At 73.3% G+C, this 16,513-nt stretch carries 17 protein-coding genes; 10 read left to right on the top strand and 7 right to left on the bottom strand.

Annotation, left to right across the window (positions count from 1 at the left end; all coding sequences use genetic code 11):
* Window positions 1-16 precede the first annotated feature (16 nt).
* Both Q7L65_RS12405 and Q7L65_RS12400 read left to right on the top strand, forming a co-directional pair.
* Window positions 17-595: an RNA polymerase sigma factor gene (locus Q7L65_RS12405; RefSeq protein ID WP_304721566.1), complete on the top strand. Its 579-nt coding sequence runs from the start codon at window positions 17-19 to the stop codon at window positions 593-595.
* Window positions 592-2,187, top strand: a complete 1,596-nt coding sequence (locus tag Q7L65_RS12400) for a hypothetical protein (RefSeq protein ID WP_304721564.1) — start codon at window positions 592-594, stop codon at window positions 2,185-2,187. Before Q7L65_RS12405 ends, Q7L65_RS12400 begins: the two co-directional genes overlap by 4 nt.
* A gap of 90 nt (window positions 2,188-2,277) precedes the next feature.
* Here Q7L65_RS12400 and Q7L65_RS12395 read toward each other — a convergent pair whose 3' ends face one another.
* On the bottom strand, window positions 2,278-3,498 hold the full coding sequence (locus Q7L65_RS12395; protein ID WP_304721562.1) for a ParB/RepB/Spo0J family partition protein: 1,221 nt from the start codon (window positions 3,496-3,498) through the stop codon (window positions 2,278-2,280).
* Window positions 3,499-3,607: 109 nt separating this feature from the next.
* Here Q7L65_RS12395 and Q7L65_RS12390 point away from each other — a divergent pair, with 109 nt between their 5' ends.
* The gene (locus tag Q7L65_RS12390; protein ID WP_304721561.1) at window positions 3,608-4,201 is read left to right on the top strand and encodes a 2-hydroxychromene-2-carboxylate isomerase; all 594 of its coding nucleotides are present in this window, start codon (window positions 3,608-3,610) and stop codon (window positions 4,199-4,201) included.
* A 52-nt stretch (window positions 4,202-4,253) separates the two neighbouring features.
* Here Q7L65_RS12390 and Q7L65_RS12385 read toward each other — a convergent pair whose 3' ends face one another.
* Window positions 4,254-6,110: an ABC-F family ATP-binding cassette domain-containing protein gene (locus Q7L65_RS12385; RefSeq protein WP_304721560.1), complete on the bottom strand. Its 1,857-nt coding sequence runs from the start codon at window positions 6,108-6,110 to the stop codon at window positions 4,254-4,256.
* 61 nt (window positions 6,111-6,171) lie between these two features.
* Here Q7L65_RS12385 and Q7L65_RS12380 point away from each other — a divergent pair, with 61 nt between their 5' ends.
* Window positions 6,172-6,702 (top strand): GNAT family N-acetyltransferase, encoded by a 531-nt coding sequence (locus Q7L65_RS12380; RefSeq protein WP_304721558.1) that lies wholly within the window; start codon window positions 6,172-6,174, stop codon window positions 6,700-6,702.
* A gap of 10 nt (window positions 6,703-6,712) precedes the next feature.
* Window positions 6,713-8,065, top strand: a complete 1,353-nt coding sequence (gene ilvA, locus Q7L65_RS12375) for a threonine ammonia-lyase IlvA (RefSeq protein WP_304721556.1) — start codon at window positions 6,713-6,715, stop codon at window positions 8,063-8,065.
* Window positions 8,066-8,095: 30 nt separating this feature from the next.
* Here the strand turns inward: ilvA and Q7L65_RS12370 are convergent, their stop codons facing one another.
* Both Q7L65_RS12370 and Q7L65_RS12365 read right to left on the bottom strand, forming a co-directional pair.
* Window positions 8,096-8,728 carry an MOSC domain-containing protein gene (locus Q7L65_RS12370; RefSeq protein ID WP_304721554.1) on the bottom strand — a complete coding sequence of 211 codons (633 nt, stop codon included), beginning with the start codon at window positions 8,726-8,728 and terminating at the stop codon, window positions 8,096-8,098.
* Between the two features lie 23 nt (window positions 8,729-8,751).
* On the bottom strand, window positions 8,752-9,231 hold the full coding sequence (locus Q7L65_RS12365) for a carboxymuconolactone decarboxylase family protein (RefSeq protein ID WP_304721553.1): 480 nt from the start codon (window positions 9,229-9,231) through the stop codon (window positions 8,752-8,754).
* Window positions 9,232-9,419: 188 nt separating this feature from the next.
* On the opposite strand from Q7L65_RS12365, the gene Q7L65_RS12360 reads away from it, so the two are divergent.
* Together Q7L65_RS12360 and Q7L65_RS12355 are read left to right on the top strand one after the other, a co-directional pair.
* Window positions 9,420-9,878 carry a DUF899 family protein gene (locus tag Q7L65_RS12360; protein ID WP_304721552.1) on the top strand — a complete coding sequence of 153 codons (459 nt, stop codon included), beginning with the start codon at window positions 9,420-9,422 and terminating at the stop codon, window positions 9,876-9,878.
* Window positions 9,879-9,910: 32 nt separating this feature from the next.
* On the top strand, window positions 9,911-11,395 hold the full coding sequence (locus Q7L65_RS12355) for an MFS transporter (protein ID WP_304721551.1): 1,485 nt from the start codon (window positions 9,911-9,913) through the stop codon (window positions 11,393-11,395).
* A gap of 110 nt (window positions 11,396-11,505) precedes the next feature.
* Here Q7L65_RS12355 and Q7L65_RS12350 read toward each other — a convergent pair whose 3' ends face one another.
* Entirely contained in the window at window positions 11,506-11,898 is a 393-nt protein-coding gene (locus tag Q7L65_RS12350; protein ID WP_304721550.1) for a type II toxin-antitoxin system VapC family toxin, read from the bottom strand.
* A 28-nt stretch (window positions 11,899-11,926) separates the two neighbouring features.
* Window positions 11,927-12,163, bottom strand: coding sequence for a hypothetical protein (locus Q7L65_RS12345; RefSeq protein WP_304721549.1), 237 nt, complete (start codon window positions 12,161-12,163; stop codon window positions 11,927-11,929).
* Window positions 12,164-12,371: 208 nt separating this feature from the next.
* Between Q7L65_RS12345 and Q7L65_RS12340 the strand changes: the two genes are divergently transcribed.
* On the top strand, window positions 12,372-13,880 hold the full coding sequence (locus Q7L65_RS12340) for an LCP family protein (protein ID WP_304721548.1): 1,509 nt from the start codon (window positions 12,372-12,374) through the stop codon (window positions 13,878-13,880).
* Between the two features lie 46 nt (window positions 13,881-13,926).
* On the opposite strand, the gene Q7L65_RS12335 is transcribed toward Q7L65_RS12340, so the two are convergent.
* The gene (locus Q7L65_RS12335) at window positions 13,927-14,268 is read right to left on the bottom strand and encodes a hypothetical protein (RefSeq protein WP_304721547.1); all 342 of its coding nucleotides are present in this window, start codon (window positions 14,266-14,268) and stop codon (window positions 13,927-13,929) included.
* A 154-nt stretch (window positions 14,269-14,422) separates the two neighbouring features.
* Between Q7L65_RS12335 and Q7L65_RS12330 the strand changes: the two genes are divergently transcribed.
* Entirely contained in the window at window positions 14,423-14,737 is a 315-nt protein-coding gene (locus Q7L65_RS12330) for a helix-turn-helix transcriptional regulator (protein WP_304721546.1), read from the top strand.
* The gene (locus tag Q7L65_RS12325; RefSeq protein ID WP_304721542.1) at window positions 14,734-16,470 is read left to right on the top strand and encodes a SulP family inorganic anion transporter; all 1,737 of its coding nucleotides are present in this window, start codon (window positions 14,734-14,736) and stop codon (window positions 16,468-16,470) included. Before Q7L65_RS12330 ends, Q7L65_RS12325 begins: the two co-directional genes overlap by 4 nt.
* Window positions 16,471-16,513 lie beyond the last annotated feature (43 nt).

The following is a 16,513-nucleotide window of genomic DNA, read 5'->3' as shown; positions in this document are numbered from 1 at the left end:
GCGAGGAACTGAGCAGATGAGGGACGACAAGCGATCAGACGAGCAGCTGCTGGCTGCGACCAAGCGAGAGCCGGCCGCGTTCGGCGCGGTCTACGCGCGTCACGCCCCGGCCGTGCTCGCGTACCTGCGCTCGCGCACCCGCTCGACCGAGCAAGCGCTCGATCTGACGGCGGAGGTGTTCGCCGCCGCGCTGCAGTCGGCGCACCGCTTCCGGCCCGGCGAGGGACCGGTGCGAGCGTGGCTGTTCGGGATCGCCAACCACAAGCTGATCGACTCGATCCGGCGGGCGCGGACCGCCGACGACGCCCTGCAGCGGCTCGGGATCGCGTCGCTGGACCTGTCGGCGGACGAGCTGGCCGAGGTCGACCGCCGGCTCAGCGAGGCGGCCGCTGGCGAGCTGGCGATGCGGCTCGTCGGCGACCTGCCGCCGGACCAGCGCGCGGCGGTGCTCGCGCGCGTCGTCGACGAGCAGGGCTACGCGCAGCTGGCCGCCCGCTTCCAGACCACCGAGACCACCATGCGGGCGCGCGTGTCGCGCGGCCTGCGCCGCGTCGGCCTGCGGATGGCCGACGCAGAGGAGGAGCGCGCGCGATGAGCGGCCACCAACCCGAACCCGGCGGCATGTCGCCCGCGGGCGATCCGCTCGCGCGCGATCCACACGCGGCGTCGTCCGCGGACGATCTGCCCGCCCGCGACGCAGCCGCGGCGGCGTCGTCCGCGGCGGACCCGCTCGCGCGCATCGGCAGCCGCTTGATCGGCGCCGCGCAGGCCCGTCGGCGCCGCCGTCGCCACCACCTCCAGCAGACCGCGGGCGCCGCGCTGACGCTGATCCTGCTGGCCGCGGCCGTCGTAGCCCTGACGCCGTTCGACGTCGGCGGTACGCGGCCGGCGCCCGGCGGCCAACGCGTCTCGCTCGACGCCGCCGGCGGCCGCTTCGCGGTCTACGCGACAGACCGCGCCGCGATCTGCGCAAACCGGCCGAACGGACGCGACCCGGCAGGCACGACGATCTGCGCGTTCCAGGGGCTCGTGCTGGCACAGTTGCGACAGCCGGCGAGATCGGCGTGGGTGCAGGCGCGCGCCGAGGGCGACCGCGTCGTCGTGACGGGGCTTGCTGCTCCGGACGCGCAGATCGTCGTGGGCACCCCACCGCTCGGCGCGAACCGCGGCGGCAAGGCCGAATCGGTGCCCGGCGGTCCGACGGTGACGGTCAGACGGGTCAACGGGCCGACGCTCGTCGCACGCCCGTTCTCGCTCACCATCGCGCGCAACAGGGCCAAGCGCGTGCAGTTGGTGACGCGGACGGACGGGCGCATCGACACGATCGAGACCGTGCCGATCGACGCGCCGGCTCCGTCGAGCCCGAGCGGCTTCAGACGGCTGACGTACAGCGTCGACGACGCGGCGTCGGTCGCCGAGCGGGCGCAGGCGCGGCTGCAGGCGATCGGTCCCGAGCGCTCACAGGTGATCGGCGACGGGAACAGGCTGACGGCGACGGTCTCGCCGCAGGACAGCGCCTTCGCGACCGCCGCGCTGGGTCCCGGCAACCTGACCGTCTACGACTGGGAGGCGAGCGCGCTGCTGCCCGACGGCACGACCGTCGCGCAGGGCCTCGCCGACGGGGTCGCGCGCGCGACGGCGATCAGCCGCCGCGGCGCCGCCAGCGTCGGGATGACGCTCGCCGACGCACGCACCCAGCTGCGCGCGCTCGATGGCCACGGCCGGATCGTGCAGTCGTTTGGTCTGGACCGCGGACGCGCGATGCCGCGCAGCGACCCGCGTGCGCGCTTCTTCGTGCTGCGCGGCCAGCCCGCGCTGCGGGGCGCGGAGAGAGCGACGACGCAGATCCCGCCGGGCGGCGGCGAGGTGACGTTCGAGCTGGTCTTCGCCGACGCGCAGAGAGCTGCCTGGCACGACCTGACGCGCGCCGTCTCGCAGCGCGGTCAGGGGCGGATGCTGCCGGGGGTCGCGGTCGAGGACGCCGCGCAGCACGTCGCGCTGGTGCTCGACGACCGGCTGATCGAGCTGTACCCCGTCGATCCGCAGAGGCAGCCCGACGGCGTCCCGGGCAACGCCCTCCCGTTCGTGGGACGCTCCGGGCGCATCGGTGTGGCGCTGGTTCAGGACATGCTCGCGATCGGTCCGCTGCCCCGACTGGCCGGGATCGGCGGGACCCCGACGCCGTGAGGGGCAGGGGGTGCCGCGGCGGAACGCGTCGCCGGCGGCCGGCTCGCTGCGCCGGCCGGCTCGCCACACGGCGAGCCGGACAGCGCCGGCTCAGACCCCCGCGCGCGTCAGGTGAGCCAGCTCGCGCGGCGGGTTGCGGTCCGCCTCCAGCAGCTTTCTCGCGAGCATCCGCAGCGCCGCGACGCGCTCGTACGGGCGCAGCGCGAAGGCGTACTGGAAGGACTCCCCGTCGTCGACGATCCCGAGCAGCTCGCGGTACTCGTCGGCGACCTCGTTGAGGACGCGGCCGAGCAGGTAGGCGTCCAGCTCGCTCGCGCGCCGCTCGGCGTCCTCGGCGCTCTCGCCCGCGGTCGTGTCGGGGCGCGCGCCGCCGGCGGCGGGGTCCAGCGGCGCGGCGCCGGCGGAGAAGCCGGGCTCCTGCTCGTGGCCGCCTCGCTCCCAGTCGCGCTGGTCGGCGTCGGAGGCCGCGCCGCCGTTCTCGGCCGCGCGTCTGGCGTCCCAGCGCGCTCTGTCCAGCTCGCCGGCCAGCTCGTCGTAGTTCTCGGGCTTCGGCGGCACGTAGCCGACCGCTCTTCTCAGCTCGCCGGTCGTGATGTCGCCGTCGGCCGCTCTGCCGGCCAGCTCGATCGCATCTGCTTCGCTGACGCGCCCGGTCGAGATCGCGCGACGCACCATGTCGGCGGCGGTGAAGGCGAGGTCGCCGGCCTCGACGCGCTCGGCGATCGCGGGCAGCTCCAGCAGCTTCAGCGCGCTGCGCGTCCACTCGGCCGGCGCGCCGGTCATGCGCGAGACCTCGGCCGCGGTCAGCTCCGGGTCCTCGATCATGATCTGGCGCACGGCGCGCGCGAACATGATCGGCTCGGGCTTTCTCTGATGGAAGTTCTCGGCGAACTGCAGCGTCAGCGCCTCGCGCCGCGTCATCCCGACGCGCAGGTCGAGGTCCCACGTGCGCGGCGTGCCCTCCGCCTCGTCCACGAGCCGCATCGCGGCCAGCCGGCGGGCGCCGGCGACCAGCTCGTAGGGGACGTCGCCGTCACCGGTCTCGCGCACCAGCGGCGGGTGCAGCAGGCCGGTCTCCAGCAGCGAGATCGCCAGCTCCTCGACCTCCGGCAGCGGGCCCTCGCGCATGTTCGTCGAGCTGCGCACGTGGTCGAGCGTCGCGCTCACGCGCCGCTGCGCCTTGCTGGCCGTGTCGGCCAGCGGAGCCTTGCGCAGCTGCTCGATCGCAGCGCGGTGCGTGGCGTCGGCGGCCTCCTGGCGCAGCTGCGCGACGGCCTCCTCGGAGTTCTGAAGCGAATCGACGTCTGACATCGCCCGACAGGGTTGCAGGCCGGGCGGCCGGCGCGCGTCGCCGTCGCGAAGCCCCCGCTGTCGCTTCGACCGGGTCCCTGCTCGCCGCCCGCGCCGTACGCTCGGACGCGTGCCGCCTGAGCCGCCGGTCTTCTACTACGACGTCAGCTCGCCGTACGCCTACCTCGCCGCCCACCGCGTCGACGCGCTGCTGCCGGTCGCGCCGCGCTGGGTGCCGATCGCGTTCGGGGCGCTGCTGCTGGAGATCGGCAAGGTGCCGTGGTCGTGGCAGGAGGGGACGGTGCGCGAGGGACACATGCGCGAGTGCGAGCGGCGTGCGGCCGCACGCGGGCTGCCGCTCGTCTGGCCGTCCGGCTTCCCGAGAGCGACCTATTCGATCCCGGCGCTGCGCGCGGTGCTCGTCGCGGACGAGCACGGGCGTCAGCGTGAGATGGCGCTCGCGCTGTTCGACGCCGGCCTCGGGCGCGGGCTCAACCTCAGAGAGCTGGACGTCCTGCTCGACGCGGCCGATGCCGTTGGCGTCCCGCGCGACGCGGTCGCGGAGGGCGTGCGGCGGCCGGAGATCAAGGCGCGCCTGCGTGCGAACACCGACGCGGCGCGCGAGCGCGGCGTCACCGGCGCCCCCACGATCGCGGTCGGCGACCGCCTCTTCTGGGGCGACGACAGACTCGAAGCGGCCGCCAAGGCGCTCGCGACGGCCTGACGCGCGAGGACCGCAGGATCGCTGCCGCACGGCGGCGGTGATCCTGCGGTCCTCAGCTCTCCAGCGTCGCTGAGGCCTCCAGCCAGGCGCTTTCGAGCGTCTCGCGCTGGGTCGAGAGGTCGGCCAGCTCGGAGTTGAGCGAGCGCAGGCGGCCGTGGTCCGTGGCCGCCTCGGCCATCTGCTCGTGCAGCGACGCCTCGCGCTTGTCGAGTCTCTCCAGCGCGCGCTCGAGCCGCTGGACCTCCTTGCGCGCCGCGCGCAGCTCGCCGCCGGAGGCGCGCGAACCGCCGCCGTTGCCGCTCGCGCCAGACCCGGAGCCGCCGCCCCGCGAGCCCCCGCCGGAGCCCGAACCGCCGTCGCGCCCGGCCCCGGCCGACCCCGAGTCCGCCCCGGCCCGCTGCTCCAGGTACTGCTCGATCCCGCCGGGCAGGTGGCGGATCGAGCCGTCGGGGGCGAGCGCGTAGACGTCGTCGGTCACGCGCTCGACGAAGTAGCGATCGTGGCTGACCACGACGAGCGTGCCGGGCCAGCCGTCGAGCAGGTCCTCCAGCGCGGTCAGCGTGTCGATGTCGAGGTCGTTGGTCGGCTCGTCGAGCAGCAGGACGTTGGGCTCGTTCATCAGCAGCCGCATCAGCTGCAGCCGCCGCCGCTCGCCGCCCGACAGGTCCCTCACGAACGTGCGCGACTTCGAGCCGCGGAAGCCGAAGCGGTCGCACAGCTGGCCGGCCGTCAGCTCCTGGCCGTCGCTGAGCGCGATCCGCCCGCGCACCTGCTCCAGCGACTGCAGCACGCGCACGTCGCCGGGTATCTCGACGGCGTCCTGCGACAGGTGCGCGAGCTTCACCGTCGCGCCGCGCTCGACGACGCCGGTCGACGGCGACAGCTCCCCCGCGAGCAGCTTGATCAACGTCGTCTTGCCGGAGCCGTTGACGCCGACGAGCGCGACGCGGTCACCGGGGCCCAGGCGCCAGGTCGCGCGCCGCAGCAGCACCTTGTCGCCGTAGGCGACCGACAGCTCCTCGGCGTCGAGCACCTTGTCGCCGAGGCGCGAGCTGGAGAAGCGCAGCAGCTCGACGCCGTCGCGCGCGGGCGGCTCGTCGGCGATCAGGGCGTTGGCGGCCTCGATCCGGAACTTCGGCTTCGCGGTCCGCGCCGGCGGCCCGCGCCGCAGCCACGCCAGTTCCTTTCTGACGAGCTGCTGGCGCTTGTCCTCGCGCGTCGACGCCTGCCGGTCGCGCTCGGCGCGCGCCAGCACGTAGGCCGCGTAGCCGCCCTCGTACTGGTGCACGGTCCCGTCGGAGACCTCCCACGTCTGGGTGCAGACGGCGTCGAGGAACCAGCGATCGTGGGTGATCACGACCATCGAGCCTCTGCGCCCGGCGAGGTGGCGCGCAAGCCACGCGACGCCCTCGACGTCGAGGTGGTTGGTCGGCTCGTCGAGCAGCAGCAGGTCGGGGCTGTCGAGCAGCAGTTGCGCGAGCGCGATCCGCCGCCGCTCGCCGCCGGACAGCGGCCCGATCGGCGTGTCGAGCCCCTGTGGGAAGCGCGCCATCGCGACGCCGCCGAGCAGGCCGTCGAGGACGGCGCGGAAGCGGCTGTCGGCGGCCCACTCGTGGTCGGCGCGCCCGCCGACCAGCTCGTCGCGGATCGTCTTGGCGCCGTCCAGCTCGTCGCCCTGCGCGATCGTCGCGAGGTGCAGCCCGCTGACGCGCGTGACGGCGCCGGCGTCGGTGTCCTCCATCCCGCCGATCAGCTTCAGCAGCGTCGACTTGCCGCCGCCGTTGATGCCGACGATCCCGATCCGGTCGCCCGCGTTGACGCCGAGCGTCACGTCGCGCAGGACCGAGCGCGAACCGTAGCCCTTGTCGACGGACTTGAGGTTGACGAGGTTGCGAGGAGGTGCGGCCATCGGCCCTGCATGGTGACGGGCTTGCGGCGACGGTGCGGGGCGGCTGCGGCAGACTGTCCTGATGGAGACGATCGGCGGACGGCTGGTGCGGCTGCGGCGGGTGACGGTGGCGGACGTGCCGTGGCTGCGCGAGCTGCTCGCCGAGCCGGAGGTCGCGCGCTGGTGGGGCGAGCAGGAGGACGACCTGCACGCGCTCGTCAGGCTGGAGCCTGGTGAGACCAGCTATGCGATCGAGCTGCTCGGCGGCGGCGGCGCGCGGCCCGTCGGCCTGATCCAGTCGTGGGAGGAGCCGGAGCCGATGTACCGCCACGCCGGCATCGACATCGCCCTGCACCCGAGCCATCACGGCCGCGGGATCGGCACCGACGCGCTCGTCGCGCTCGCACGCCACCTGCTCGGCGCGCGCGGCCACCACCGCCTCACGATCGACCCGGCCGCCGCGAACACGCGCGCGATCGGCGTCTACACGCGGATCGGCTTCCGTCCCGTCGGCGTCATGCGCCGCTACGAGCGGGCGCCCGACGGCAGCTGGCGCGACGGCCTGCTGATGGACCTGCTCGCCGGCGAGCTGGTCGATCCCGGCCGCGGGTAGATTTGGCTGCATGCCCGCCGATCCCGCTCACGCTCCCGACGCCGAAGACGCCGACGCCCGCGCCGTCGCGGCGATTGCCGGCACCGAGGAGATCGCGGCGCCCGCCGGCACCGGGCTGACCGCGGCCGCGATTCAGCAGGCCGCGCAGCGCCTGGCAGCGGTCGTCAAGCGCACGCCGTTGGAGCCGAGCGAGCGGCTGAGCGCGCGGCTGGGCGTGCCGGTGCTGCTGAAGCGCGAGGACATGCAGGTCTGCCGCTCCTACAAGGCGCGCGGTGCGTACAACCTGATCTCGACGCTGAGCGCGGAGGAGCGCGAGCGCGGCGTCGTCTGCGCCTCGGCCGGCAACCACGGGCAGGGGCTCGCGTTCGCCTGCCGCGAGCTGCGCATCAGGGGCCGCGTCTTCCTGCCGACCAACACGCCGCGCCAGAAGCGCCAGCGGATCGCCGACATCGGCGGCGAGTGGATCGAGCCGGTGATCGCCGGGCGCTCCTACGACGAGGCGAGCGCCGCCGCGCACGCCGACAGCGAGCGGACCGGCGCGATCCATGTCCACCCGTTCGACGACGCGCGCACGATCGCGGGACAGGGAACCGTCGCGCTCGAGCTGGCCGAGCAGGCCGCCGCGGCCGGCTGCGAGATCGACACCGTCGTGGTGCCGATCGGCGGCGGCGGGCTCGCAGCCGGCGTCGCGCTGTGGCTCAAGCGCCACCAGCCGGGGATCCGCGTCGTCGGCGCCGAGCCGGCGGGGGCGGCCAGCATGGGCGCCGCGCTGAGCGGCGGCGGGCCGGTCTCGCTCGCGCACGTCGACACGTTCGTCGACGGCGCCGCGGTCGGGCGCGTCGGGGAGCTGACGTATCCGCTCGTGCGCGACCTCGTCGACGAGGTCGTGGCGGTGCCCGAGGGCGCGGTCTGCACCGAGATGCTCGACCTCTACCAGTCCGACGGGATCATCGCCGAGCCGGCCGGCGCGCTCGCCAGCGCCGCCGCGCGCGGGTTCCTGCGCCGCCCGCCGCAGGGCGCCGTCGCCTGCATCGTCTCCGGCGGCAACAACGACGTCAGCCGCTACAGCGAGGTCGTCGAGCGCTCGATGGTGCACGAGGGCCTGCGCCACTACTTCCTCGTCACGTTCCCGCAGGAGCCGGGCGCGCTGCGCCACTTCCTCGACGACGTGCTGGCGCAGGGCGAGGACATCGTCGTGTTCGAGTACGTCAAGAAGAACAACCGCGAGACCGGGCCGGCGCTCGTCGGCATCGAGCTGGAGCGCGCGCCCGACTTGCCGGCGCTGCTGGAGCGGATGGAGCGCAGCCCGCTGCAGATCGAGCAGGTCCCGCCCGGCTCGCCGATCTTCACGTTCCTGCTGTAGGAGCGGCGCGGGCCGAGGGCGCCGACCGCTTCAGTCGGCCCGCTGCTCGATCCAGTCGCGCAGCGGGGCCGGCAGCTGCGGGGCGGCGAGCGTCTGCTCCAGCAGCGTCTCGTCGAGCAGCATCGCGTCGGCGACGAGGCGGATCGTGACGCCGTGGCCGGGGCGCTCCAGCAGCTCGACCGCGTCGCCGGCGCCGAGCTCGCCCTCCTCGACGATCCGCAGGTAGGCGCCCGGCCGCGAGGCGAGCGCGAACCGCTTCAGCATCAGCGGGTCGTCGAAGCGCAGGCCCAGCTTGTAGCAGGGCACGCGCGGCTGGCAGACCTCCAGCACCGTCGTCCCGATCCGCCAGCGCTCGCCGATCACGGCGTTGGTGCAGTCGATCCCGCGCGTGGTGAGGTTCTCGCCGAACATCTCGCCGGCGGGGATCTCGCGCCCCAGCTCGGTCGCCCACCACTCCTCGTCCTCACGCGCGTAGGCGTAGACGGCCTTGTCGGGACCGCCGTGCACGCGCCAGTCGGCCTGCTGGTCCCCGGCGACGTTGACGCCCTCGACGCGCAAGCGGCCCGCGACGGGTCGCTTGCGAATCGCGCTGCCGACCGGCTGCCCGCGTCTGAGCCCGATCGGCTCCGGCCGCGCGACGTTGACGGACAGCAGCTCGCCCATACGGTGAGGGTAGTCGGGTCGGGTCAGGCCGCGGGCGCCACCCAGCTCGCGGGCAGCGCGCGGGCGCTGATCGCGAAGCGGTTCCAGAAGTTGATCGCCGCGCACACGACGACGAGGTTCGCCAGCTCCGCCTCGCTGAACTGCTGCGCCGCGACCTCCCAGACGTCGTCCGGGACGTGCGTGCCGCCGACGTCGGTGACGGCGTCGGCCAGCGCCAGCGCGGCCCGCTCGCGCGCGTCGAAGTAGGGGCTCTCGTCCCAGGCGGCGATCTGCGCCAGCCGCTGCTCGGACTCGCCCGCGGCGCGGGCGGCGGTCCAGTGCATGTCGATGCAGAAGGAGCAGCCGTTGACGAAGGAGGTGCGCAGCTTGACCAGCTCGCGGATCGTCTCGTCCAACTCGATCCGCTCCTCGAGCCGCTGCATCGCAGCGATCGGGCCGCCGATGTGCTTGGTGAGGTCGGGTCGGGGTGCGTACGTGTGGGTGTGGGTCTCAGTCGTGCTCATGCTGCCTGGACGACGCAGCGTCCGATCGTGTGACACGGGCACGAGAAGAGGGCAGGTAGGGCCGAGCGCGCGAGCCCGGCGGCATCGCGTTGCCTTCTTGGCGCGCCCACGCGCCGCTCGCCGATGAGTTCACCCGCCCGCGCGCGTCTGCACCCGCAGGATCCCGATTCGCGACGGAGGCAGGCGGCATGGCGCTGGTGCAGGAGTTCTGGTTCGACACCGAGGAGGGGCCGCGCACGCTCGCCGAGCTGTTCGACGGCCGCGGGCAGCTGCTCGTCCCGCACTTCCCGTTCGACGCCGGCTGGCACGCCGCGCTGCCTGCCTGCACGCGCGCCGCAGATCGCTGCGAGCGCGCGCTCGCGGATCTCAACGCGAGCGGCGTCGCGCTCGTCGCGATCTCAGACGCGCCGCTGGACGCGATCGTCGCGTGCAAGTGGCGGATGGGCTGGAGCTTCCCGTGGGTCTCCTCGCTGCGAACCGGCTTCGACGCGGCCGTCGGCGTGACCTTCTGCGGCGGCGCGCACGCGCGCCCGGCGCTGAGCGCGTTCGCGCTGCGCGACGGCGCGGTCCACCGCACGCTGTCCGCCCGACGACCGCGACCGCGGACGGCGATGAGTTCCCGCGCGCCCGTCGGTCTGTACGGATGAAGCACCCGAGACCCCTTCTGGAGGCACCTGACATGTCCGAGGTCAAGCAGGACCGCAGACGCTGGATCGCGCTCTACGTGCTGTGCACTGGAATGCTGATGATCGTGCTCGACGCGACCGTCGTGAACGTCGCGCTGCCGGAGATCCAGACCGACCTCGGCTTCTCCGCCTCCGGTCTTGCATGGGTCGTCAACGCGTACCTGATCGCGTTCGGCTCGCTGCTGCTGCTGGCCGGGCGGATCGGCGACATGTTCGGCCGCAAACGGGTCTTCATGGCGGGCCTCGCGCTCTTCACCCTCGCGTCGCTGGTCTGCGGCGTCTCGCAGAGCTCCGGCATGCTCGTCGTCGCCCGCTTCGTGCAGGGCGTCGGCGGCGCGATGACCTCCGCGGTGATCCTCGGCATGATCGTGACGATGTTCCCCGAGCCGCGCGAGCAGGCGAAGGCGATCGGCGTCTACGCCTTCGTCGCCTCGGCCGGCGGCTCCGTCGGCCTGCTCGCCGGCGGCATCCTGACGCAGTCGATCAGCTGGCACTGGATCTTCTTCATCAACGTCCCGATCGCGCTCGCGACGGCGGTCGCCGCGACGCGGCTGATCGAGCGCGACAGAGGGATCGGCACCGGCGGCGGCGCCGACATACCGGGCGCGGTGCTGATCACCGGCGCGCTGATGCTCGGCGTCTACACGATCGTCGAGCCGGCCGCCGACCTCGGCTGGGGCGCCGGGCAGACGCTGCTGCTGGGTGCGCTGGCGGTGGGCCTGCTGGGCGCCTTCGTCGCGCGCGAGGCGACCGCGCGCAACCCGCTGATCCCGCTGCGGATCTTCCGCTCGCGCAACGTCTCGGGCGCGAACGCCGTGCAGGTGCTGAGCGTCGCCGGGATGTTCGGCACGTTCTTCCTCGGCTCGCTCTACCTCGAGCGCGTGCTCGACTACGACCCGCTGCAGATCGGCCTCGCCTTCCTGCCGATGTCGGTCGTGATGGGGACGCTCTCGATCCGCTTCTCCGAGCAGCTCGTGACGCGCTTCGGCGCGCGCACGACGCTCGTGCCGGGCCTCGTGCTGATCGCCGGATCGCTGCTGCTGTTCGCCCGCGCGCCGGTCGACGGCAGCTACGTGACCGACGTGCTGCCGGTGATGCTGCTGCTCGGCGTCGGCGCCGGCCTCGCCTTCCCGGCGCTGATGAATCTCGCGATGTCCGGCGCGACGCCGCGCGACGCCGGTCTCGCCTCAGGCCTCGTCAACACGACCGCCCAGGTCGGCGGCGCGCTCGGCCTCGCCGTCCTGGCGACGCTGTCGGCGACGCGCACCGACACGCTCACCGCCCAGGGCGAGAGCACGCTCGACGCGCTCACGGGCGGCTACCAGCTCGCCTTCCTGATCGCCGCCGGCCTCTGCGCCGCCGCGCTCGTCGTCGCGCTGGTGGTGCTGCGCGACGCGCCGAAGCCGGACGCGGCGGCCGCCGCGGAAGCCGCCGCAGAGCCCGTCCGCGAGGCGGAGCGCGCCTACGAGCCGGCCTGACGGGCGAGCACCGGCAAGTTCCGGACCGTAGCGGTTCAGAAGTGCCGGAGCTCGGTCGTGCGTGAGCCGCCGAGCGAGGCCCGCGCCTAGTGGTGTGACCGGTCACACCACTAGTTCAGTTCCGCCAGCCGCCCGTCCACCCGGGCGCTGGCGGCGAGGCCGCCGTCGAGTGTGAGCAGCTGCACGTCGAGCCGGCGCGCGAGCGCGACGTACGCGGCGTCGTACGTCGAGAGGTTGTCGCGCAGCTCCCAGATCGTGTCGGCGAGCTGCATCACCGGGTAGCGGACCGCCCGCAGCTCGTAGAGCGCCCCGAGCGCGACCGCCGCGCGCCGGTCGCTCAGCTCGCGGCGCAGCGCGTAGCGGCGCAGGACCGACAGCACCTCGACGTGGAAGTGCTCCGGCACGTGGACCTCGCCGTGCGCGGCGAGCTGCGCGCGCACCGCCGCGGCGGCCGGCCGCGCCAGCAGCACCTCCACGACCGCGCTCGCGTCGGCAACGATCACGCCGCCCGCCGATCCCGCGCTGCGACCGTCACGCCGCGTGCCGGTCGCGCTCGGCCGCGAGCGCGTCAACGGGCGACTCGCTGACCTCGACCGGCTCCCATTTCCGGCTCTCGTCGAGCCACTCCTGCATCGTCGGCCGCACGGCCAGCGCGCGCAGCTCGTCCAGCAGGAAGTCCGACAGCGTCATCCCCGCGCGCGCCGCGCGCGCCTTCAGCTCGCGGTGCAGCTCGTCCGGGACGTTGCGGATCTGGATCATCGGCGACATGTGATTTCGAGGCTAGCATGCGAATCGCATGTGATCGCGTCGGCCGCGAGCAGGATGCCGAGCCCCGGCGGCGAAAACCGGCGCGACGGCGGACGCCGAGTCCGCCGCACCTGCTCGGTAGGCTGAACGACGGATGACCGGCGACGCGCCAGACGGATTTCCGGGTCGTGCACGAGGGGGGACCTGGGCTCGCTTCCTCTGCGCGGCTGTGATCGTGATCGTGCTGACGGCCGCCGCGACCGCGACCGCCGGGCTGCTGAACGTGCAGAAGTTCGTCGACGACCTGAAGGCCGGCGGCACGATCAGAGACGCCGAGGACGTGATCACGCGCGCCGACGCCGGCGATCCGCAGACGCTGCTGCTGATCGGCTCCGACCACCGCTACGGCGCCGGCAGAGACGACTCGCGCTCGGACACGATGATGCTGATGCGGATCGACCCCGACGCGGCCGCGACGACGGTGCTCTCGATACCGCGCGACCTGAAGGTCACCTACACCGACAGGGGCGGGCGCGTGCACGGTCCCGCGAAGATCAACGAGACGTACACGATCGGCGGCGAGGCGCTGACGGCGAGCGTCATCAGCGGCCTGCTCGGGATCCGCATCAACCACATCGCGAACGTCAACTTCACCGGCTTCCGCGAGGTGATCGACCAGATCGGCTGCGTCTACGTCGACGTCGACCGGCGCTACTACCACGTCAACACGCCCGGCACCGAGCAGTGGGCGGAGATCAACCTGATGCCCGGCTACCAGCTGATGTGCGGGCAGAGAGCGCTCGACTACGTCCGCTTCCGCCACTTCGACAGCGACTTCGTGCGCGGCGCTCGCCAGCAGGACTTCCTGCGCCAGGTCCGCTCCCAGTATGACGCCGCCGAGTTCATCCAGAACCCGCACGAGATCACGAGAGTGATCGGCAGACGGATGCAGACCGACGCCGACCTGCATTCGGTCGACGCGCTGCTGAAGCTCGCGCAGCTGGTCGCCTTCTCCGCCAGCAAGCCGATCCAGCAGATCGCGATGAGACCGTACGACGAGGTCGGATCCGACGGCGCGCAGTACGTCGTGGCGACCGACGACGAGCTGAGACGCGTCAGAAGGGCGTTCCTGCACCCGGACCCCGCGCCGGCGGCGCCGCGCAGAGCAGCCGCCGCGCGGCGCGGCGGCGCGAGAGGGCGCGGGAGAGGCCGCAGACGCCGCGCCGGCGCGCCCGCCGTTCCCGCTGGACCGACTCCGGAGAGCCTCGGCCTCGTCGACATGACGCAGACCGGCAAGGAGTACGCGCTCCAGCTCGGGCCGATGAGATTCCCCGTCTACTACCCGCGCTACCTGCCCAACCCGACCGGCTACATGACGCCGAACGCCGGCGCCGAGGGCGGCTACCCGCTGAAGTACCGCACGAAGGCGCAGGACGGCAGGATGAAGCAGGCCTACCGGTTCGTCGTCGACGTCGGCCGCAGCAACCGCGCCGGCAACTACATGGGCGTGCAGGGGATGACCTGGACCGACCCGCCGATCCTCACCCGCCCGTCGGCGGACCACCGCACGATCAACGGCAAGAAGCTCGACCTCTACTACGACGGCAAGCAGTTGCGGCTGGTCGCGTGGAGACAGCCGAGAGCGGTCTACTGGATCTCGAACACGCTGGAGAAGCAGCTCTCCAACGACCAGATGCTGGCGATCGCCGGCTCGTTGACGCGGCTCGGCAGGGGGTGAGGACGAGGGCCGCGCGGGCGCACGCGCGCCGCCCGCCCGCCGCTCCTCACTTCTTCGCGTCGACCGCCCGCTGCAGCTGCTGCTTGTCCATCTTCGAGCGCCCGTCGACGCCGAGCTTCTTGGCCTCTTCGTAGAGCTGGTCGCGCGTGCGACCGCGGGCCCGTCTCGTGCCTGAGCGCAGGCCGCCGCGGCGACCGGACGAGATGTCTCTCGTCGACGTGCGCGACGCCGTTCTCGACTCGCCGCTGCGTGCGCGCTCCTTGTTGACCGTGCGCGCGGCGATCTCCTCGGCGCGTCTCTCGCTGCGGCCCTGGTCCTTCTCGGCCTGCTTCACGTGCTCGTATTGACGCGCGCGCTTGCTCCCTCTTCTGACGCCTCTGGGCGGCATCGGATCACCTCGCTGCTGATGACGGTCGGTTCGTCACCTGCGCTACCCGGCGACGTGCCAGGGCACGCGTGCCCTGGCACGTCGCTCACCAGGCGGCCCGACCGCGCCCGCCCGCCTATGCAATATGCAGATATTGTAATATCCTTATTTCGCCATGCCGGATATCCCACGCCTCAAGGCGGAGTTCTTCAAGGCCCTGGGCCACCCCCTGCGCATCCGTGTGCTGGAGCTGCTGAGCGAGAGCGAGGCTTCGGTCTCGGAGCTGCTCGCGCAGGTCGACGTCGAGCAGCCGTACCTCTCCCAGCAGCTCGCGGTCCTGCGCCGGGCGGGCTTCGTGGCGACGCGCCGCGAGGGGCCGAACGTCGTCTACGAGCTGGCCGACCAACGGGTCGCCGAGCTGCTGGCGATCGCGCGGCAGATGCTGCTCGACAGCGTCACCGCCACGCGCGACCAGCTGCGCCTGTCATGAGACGACGGCGCGACGACGAGACGCATGGGCGCGTGCGCGCCGGCGACCGCGAGAGCCGCGCGCGCCGACGCGCGGCGCTCGCCGCGCTGCTGCCGTCGCGTCGCGACTACCGCGGCCTGCGCGGCGGCTGGCGTGCCGATCTGATCGCCGGGATCACGGTCGCGATCGTCGCGCTGCCGCTGGCGCTCGGCTTCGGCGTCGCCTCCGGCCTCGGCGCGGAGGCCGGCATCGTGACGGCCATCGTCGCCGGGATCGCGGCCGGCGTCTTCGGCGGCTCCAACGTGCAGGTGAGCGGCCCGACCGGAGCGATGACGGTCGTGCTGGTCCCGGTCGTCGCCTCCGTCGGGCCGGGCGGCGTGCTCGTCGTCGCGCTGCTGGCGGGGCTGCTGCTGATCGTCGCCGGCGCCGCCCGCCTCGGACGCTACGCGGGGATCCTCCCGTGGCCGGTCGTGGAGGGCTTCACGGTCGGGATCGCGCTGCTGATCTTTCTGCAGCAGGTGCCGGCTGCGCTCGGCGTCGCCAAGCCCGACGGCGAGAACACGGCCGCGGTCGCCGTGCGGGCGGTCGCCGACTGGGCCGGCGGCGGCTGGGCCGCGCTCGCCGTCGTCGCGCTCGTCGTGGCGATCATGGTCGGCCTGCCGCGCCTGCACCGTGGCCTGCCGGCCTCGCTGGTCGCGGTCGCGGCGGCGACAGTGCTGACGCAGCTGACCGCGCTCGACGTCGTCCCGATCGGCGCGATCCCGTCGGGCCTGCCGCTCCCCGCGCTGCCGGACGTCGCGCTCAGCGACGTGCCGGGACTGCTGTCCGCGGTCGTCGCGGTGGCGGCGTTGGCGGCGATCGAGAGCCTGCTGTCGGCGAAGGTCGCCGACGGGATGGCGGACGGCGAGCCGCACGATCCCGACCGCGAGCTGATCGGCCAGGGCGTCGCGAACGTCGCCGTCTCGTTCTTCGGCGGGATGCCGGCGACCGGGGCGATCGCGCGCACCGCCGTCAACGTGCGCGCCGGCGGTCGCACGCGCGCGGCGACGATCGTGCACGGGTTCGTGCTGCTGGCCATCGTCGCGGTGCTCACGCCGTTGCTGGAGCGGGTCCCGCTCGCCGCGCTCGCGGGCGTGCTGATGGTCACCGCGGTGCGGATGGTCGAGTTCGGGACGGTCACGCGGATCGTCCGCTCGACACGCAGTGACGCGGCGCTGCTGATCGCGACCGCCGGCGCCACCGTCGCGTTCGACCTCGTGATCGCGGTCGGGATCGGCGTTGCGCTGGCTGCGCTGTTGGCCTTGCGAGCGATGGCCGTGAGCACCACCTTCGACCGCGACCCGATCGCGTCGACCGGGACGACGGTCGACGCGGAGATGGAGCACCGCCTGCTGGAGCAGCACATCGTCGCCTACCGGCTCGACGGCGCGCTCTTCTTCGGCGCCGCGCAGCGATTCCTGCTGGAGCTGACCGAGGTCAGCGACGTCGAGGTCGTGATCCTGCGCCTCGGCCGCCTGCGCGTGCTCGACAGCACAGGGGCGCAGGCGCTCGCCGACCTGATCGCCCACCTCGAGCACCGCGGGATCACCGTCCTGCTCGCGTCGGTGCGCCCGCAGCACCTGCTGCTGCTCGAACGGGTCGGCACCGTCGACGCGCTCGCGCACGAGAACCACGTGCTGCCGACGATCGACGAAGCGCTCGTGCACGCGCGTCGCCACCTCGCGCGCAACCAACGCGCCGCGGTATCCGTCTGACATCCGGCGCAACGACCGGTTAGCGCGTCGCGGGCGGCGGGTA

This window comes from Conexibacter sp. CPCC 206217, assembly GCF_030646165.1.
GTDB lineage: Bacteria > Actinomycetota > Thermoleophilia > Solirubrobacterales > Solirubrobacteraceae > Conexibacter.
Note: the sequence above shows the minus strand (reverse complement) of the source record. Positions and strands in the feature narration are given on the sequence as shown.

What these genes read in the sequence shown, in the direction of transcription:
- Q7L65_RS12405 (WP_304721566.1), top strand. Translation starts at nt 17, where the DNA reads ATGAGGGACGACAAGCGATCAGACGAGCAGCTGCTGGCTGCGACCAAG.
- Q7L65_RS12400 (WP_304721564.1), top strand. Translation starts at nt 592, where the DNA reads ATGAGCGGCCACCAACCCGAACCCGGCGGCATGTCGCCCGCGGGCGAT.
- Q7L65_RS12395 (WP_304721562.1), bottom strand. Translation starts at nt 3,498, where the DNA reads ATGTCAGACGTCGATTCGCTTCAGAACTCCGAGGAGGCCGTCGCGCAG.
- Q7L65_RS12385 (WP_304721560.1), bottom strand. Translation starts at nt 6,110, where the DNA reads ATGGCCGCACCTCCTCGCAACCTCGTCAACCTCAAGTCCGTCGACAAG.
- Q7L65_RS12380 (WP_304721558.1), top strand. Translation starts at nt 6,172, where the DNA reads ATGGAGACGATCGGCGGACGGCTGGTGCGGCTGCGGCGGGTGACGGTG.
- ilvA (WP_304721556.1), top strand. Translation starts at nt 6,713, where the DNA reads ATGCCCGCCGATCCCGCTCACGCTCCCGACGCCGAAGACGCCGACGCC.
- Q7L65_RS12370 (WP_304721554.1), bottom strand. Translation starts at nt 8,728, where the DNA reads ATGGGCGAGCTGCTGTCCGTCAACGTCGCGCGGCCGGAGCCGATCGGG.
- Q7L65_RS12365 (WP_304721553.1), bottom strand. Translation starts at nt 9,231, where the DNA reads ATGAGCACGACTGAGACCCACACCCACACGTACGCACCCCGACCCGAC.
- Q7L65_RS12360 (WP_304721552.1), top strand. Translation starts at nt 9,420, where the DNA reads ATGGCGCTGGTGCAGGAGTTCTGGTTCGACACCGAGGAGGGGCCGCGC.
- Q7L65_RS12355 (WP_304721551.1), top strand. Translation starts at nt 9,911, where the DNA reads ATGTCCGAGGTCAAGCAGGACCGCAGACGCTGGATCGCGCTCTACGTG.
- Q7L65_RS12345 (WP_304721549.1), bottom strand. Translation starts at nt 12,163, where the DNA reads ATGTCGCCGATGATCCAGATCCGCAACGTCCCGGACGAGCTGCACCGC.
- Q7L65_RS12335 (WP_304721547.1), bottom strand. Translation starts at nt 14,268, where the DNA reads ATGCCGCCCAGAGGCGTCAGAAGAGGGAGCAAGCGCGCGCGTCAATAC.
- Q7L65_RS12330 (WP_304721546.1), top strand. Translation starts at nt 14,423, where the DNA reads ATGCCGGATATCCCACGCCTCAAGGCGGAGTTCTTCAAGGCCCTGGGC.
- Q7L65_RS12325 (WP_304721542.1), top strand. Translation starts at nt 14,734, where the DNA reads ATGAGACGACGGCGCGACGACGAGACGCATGGGCGCGTGCGCGCCGGC.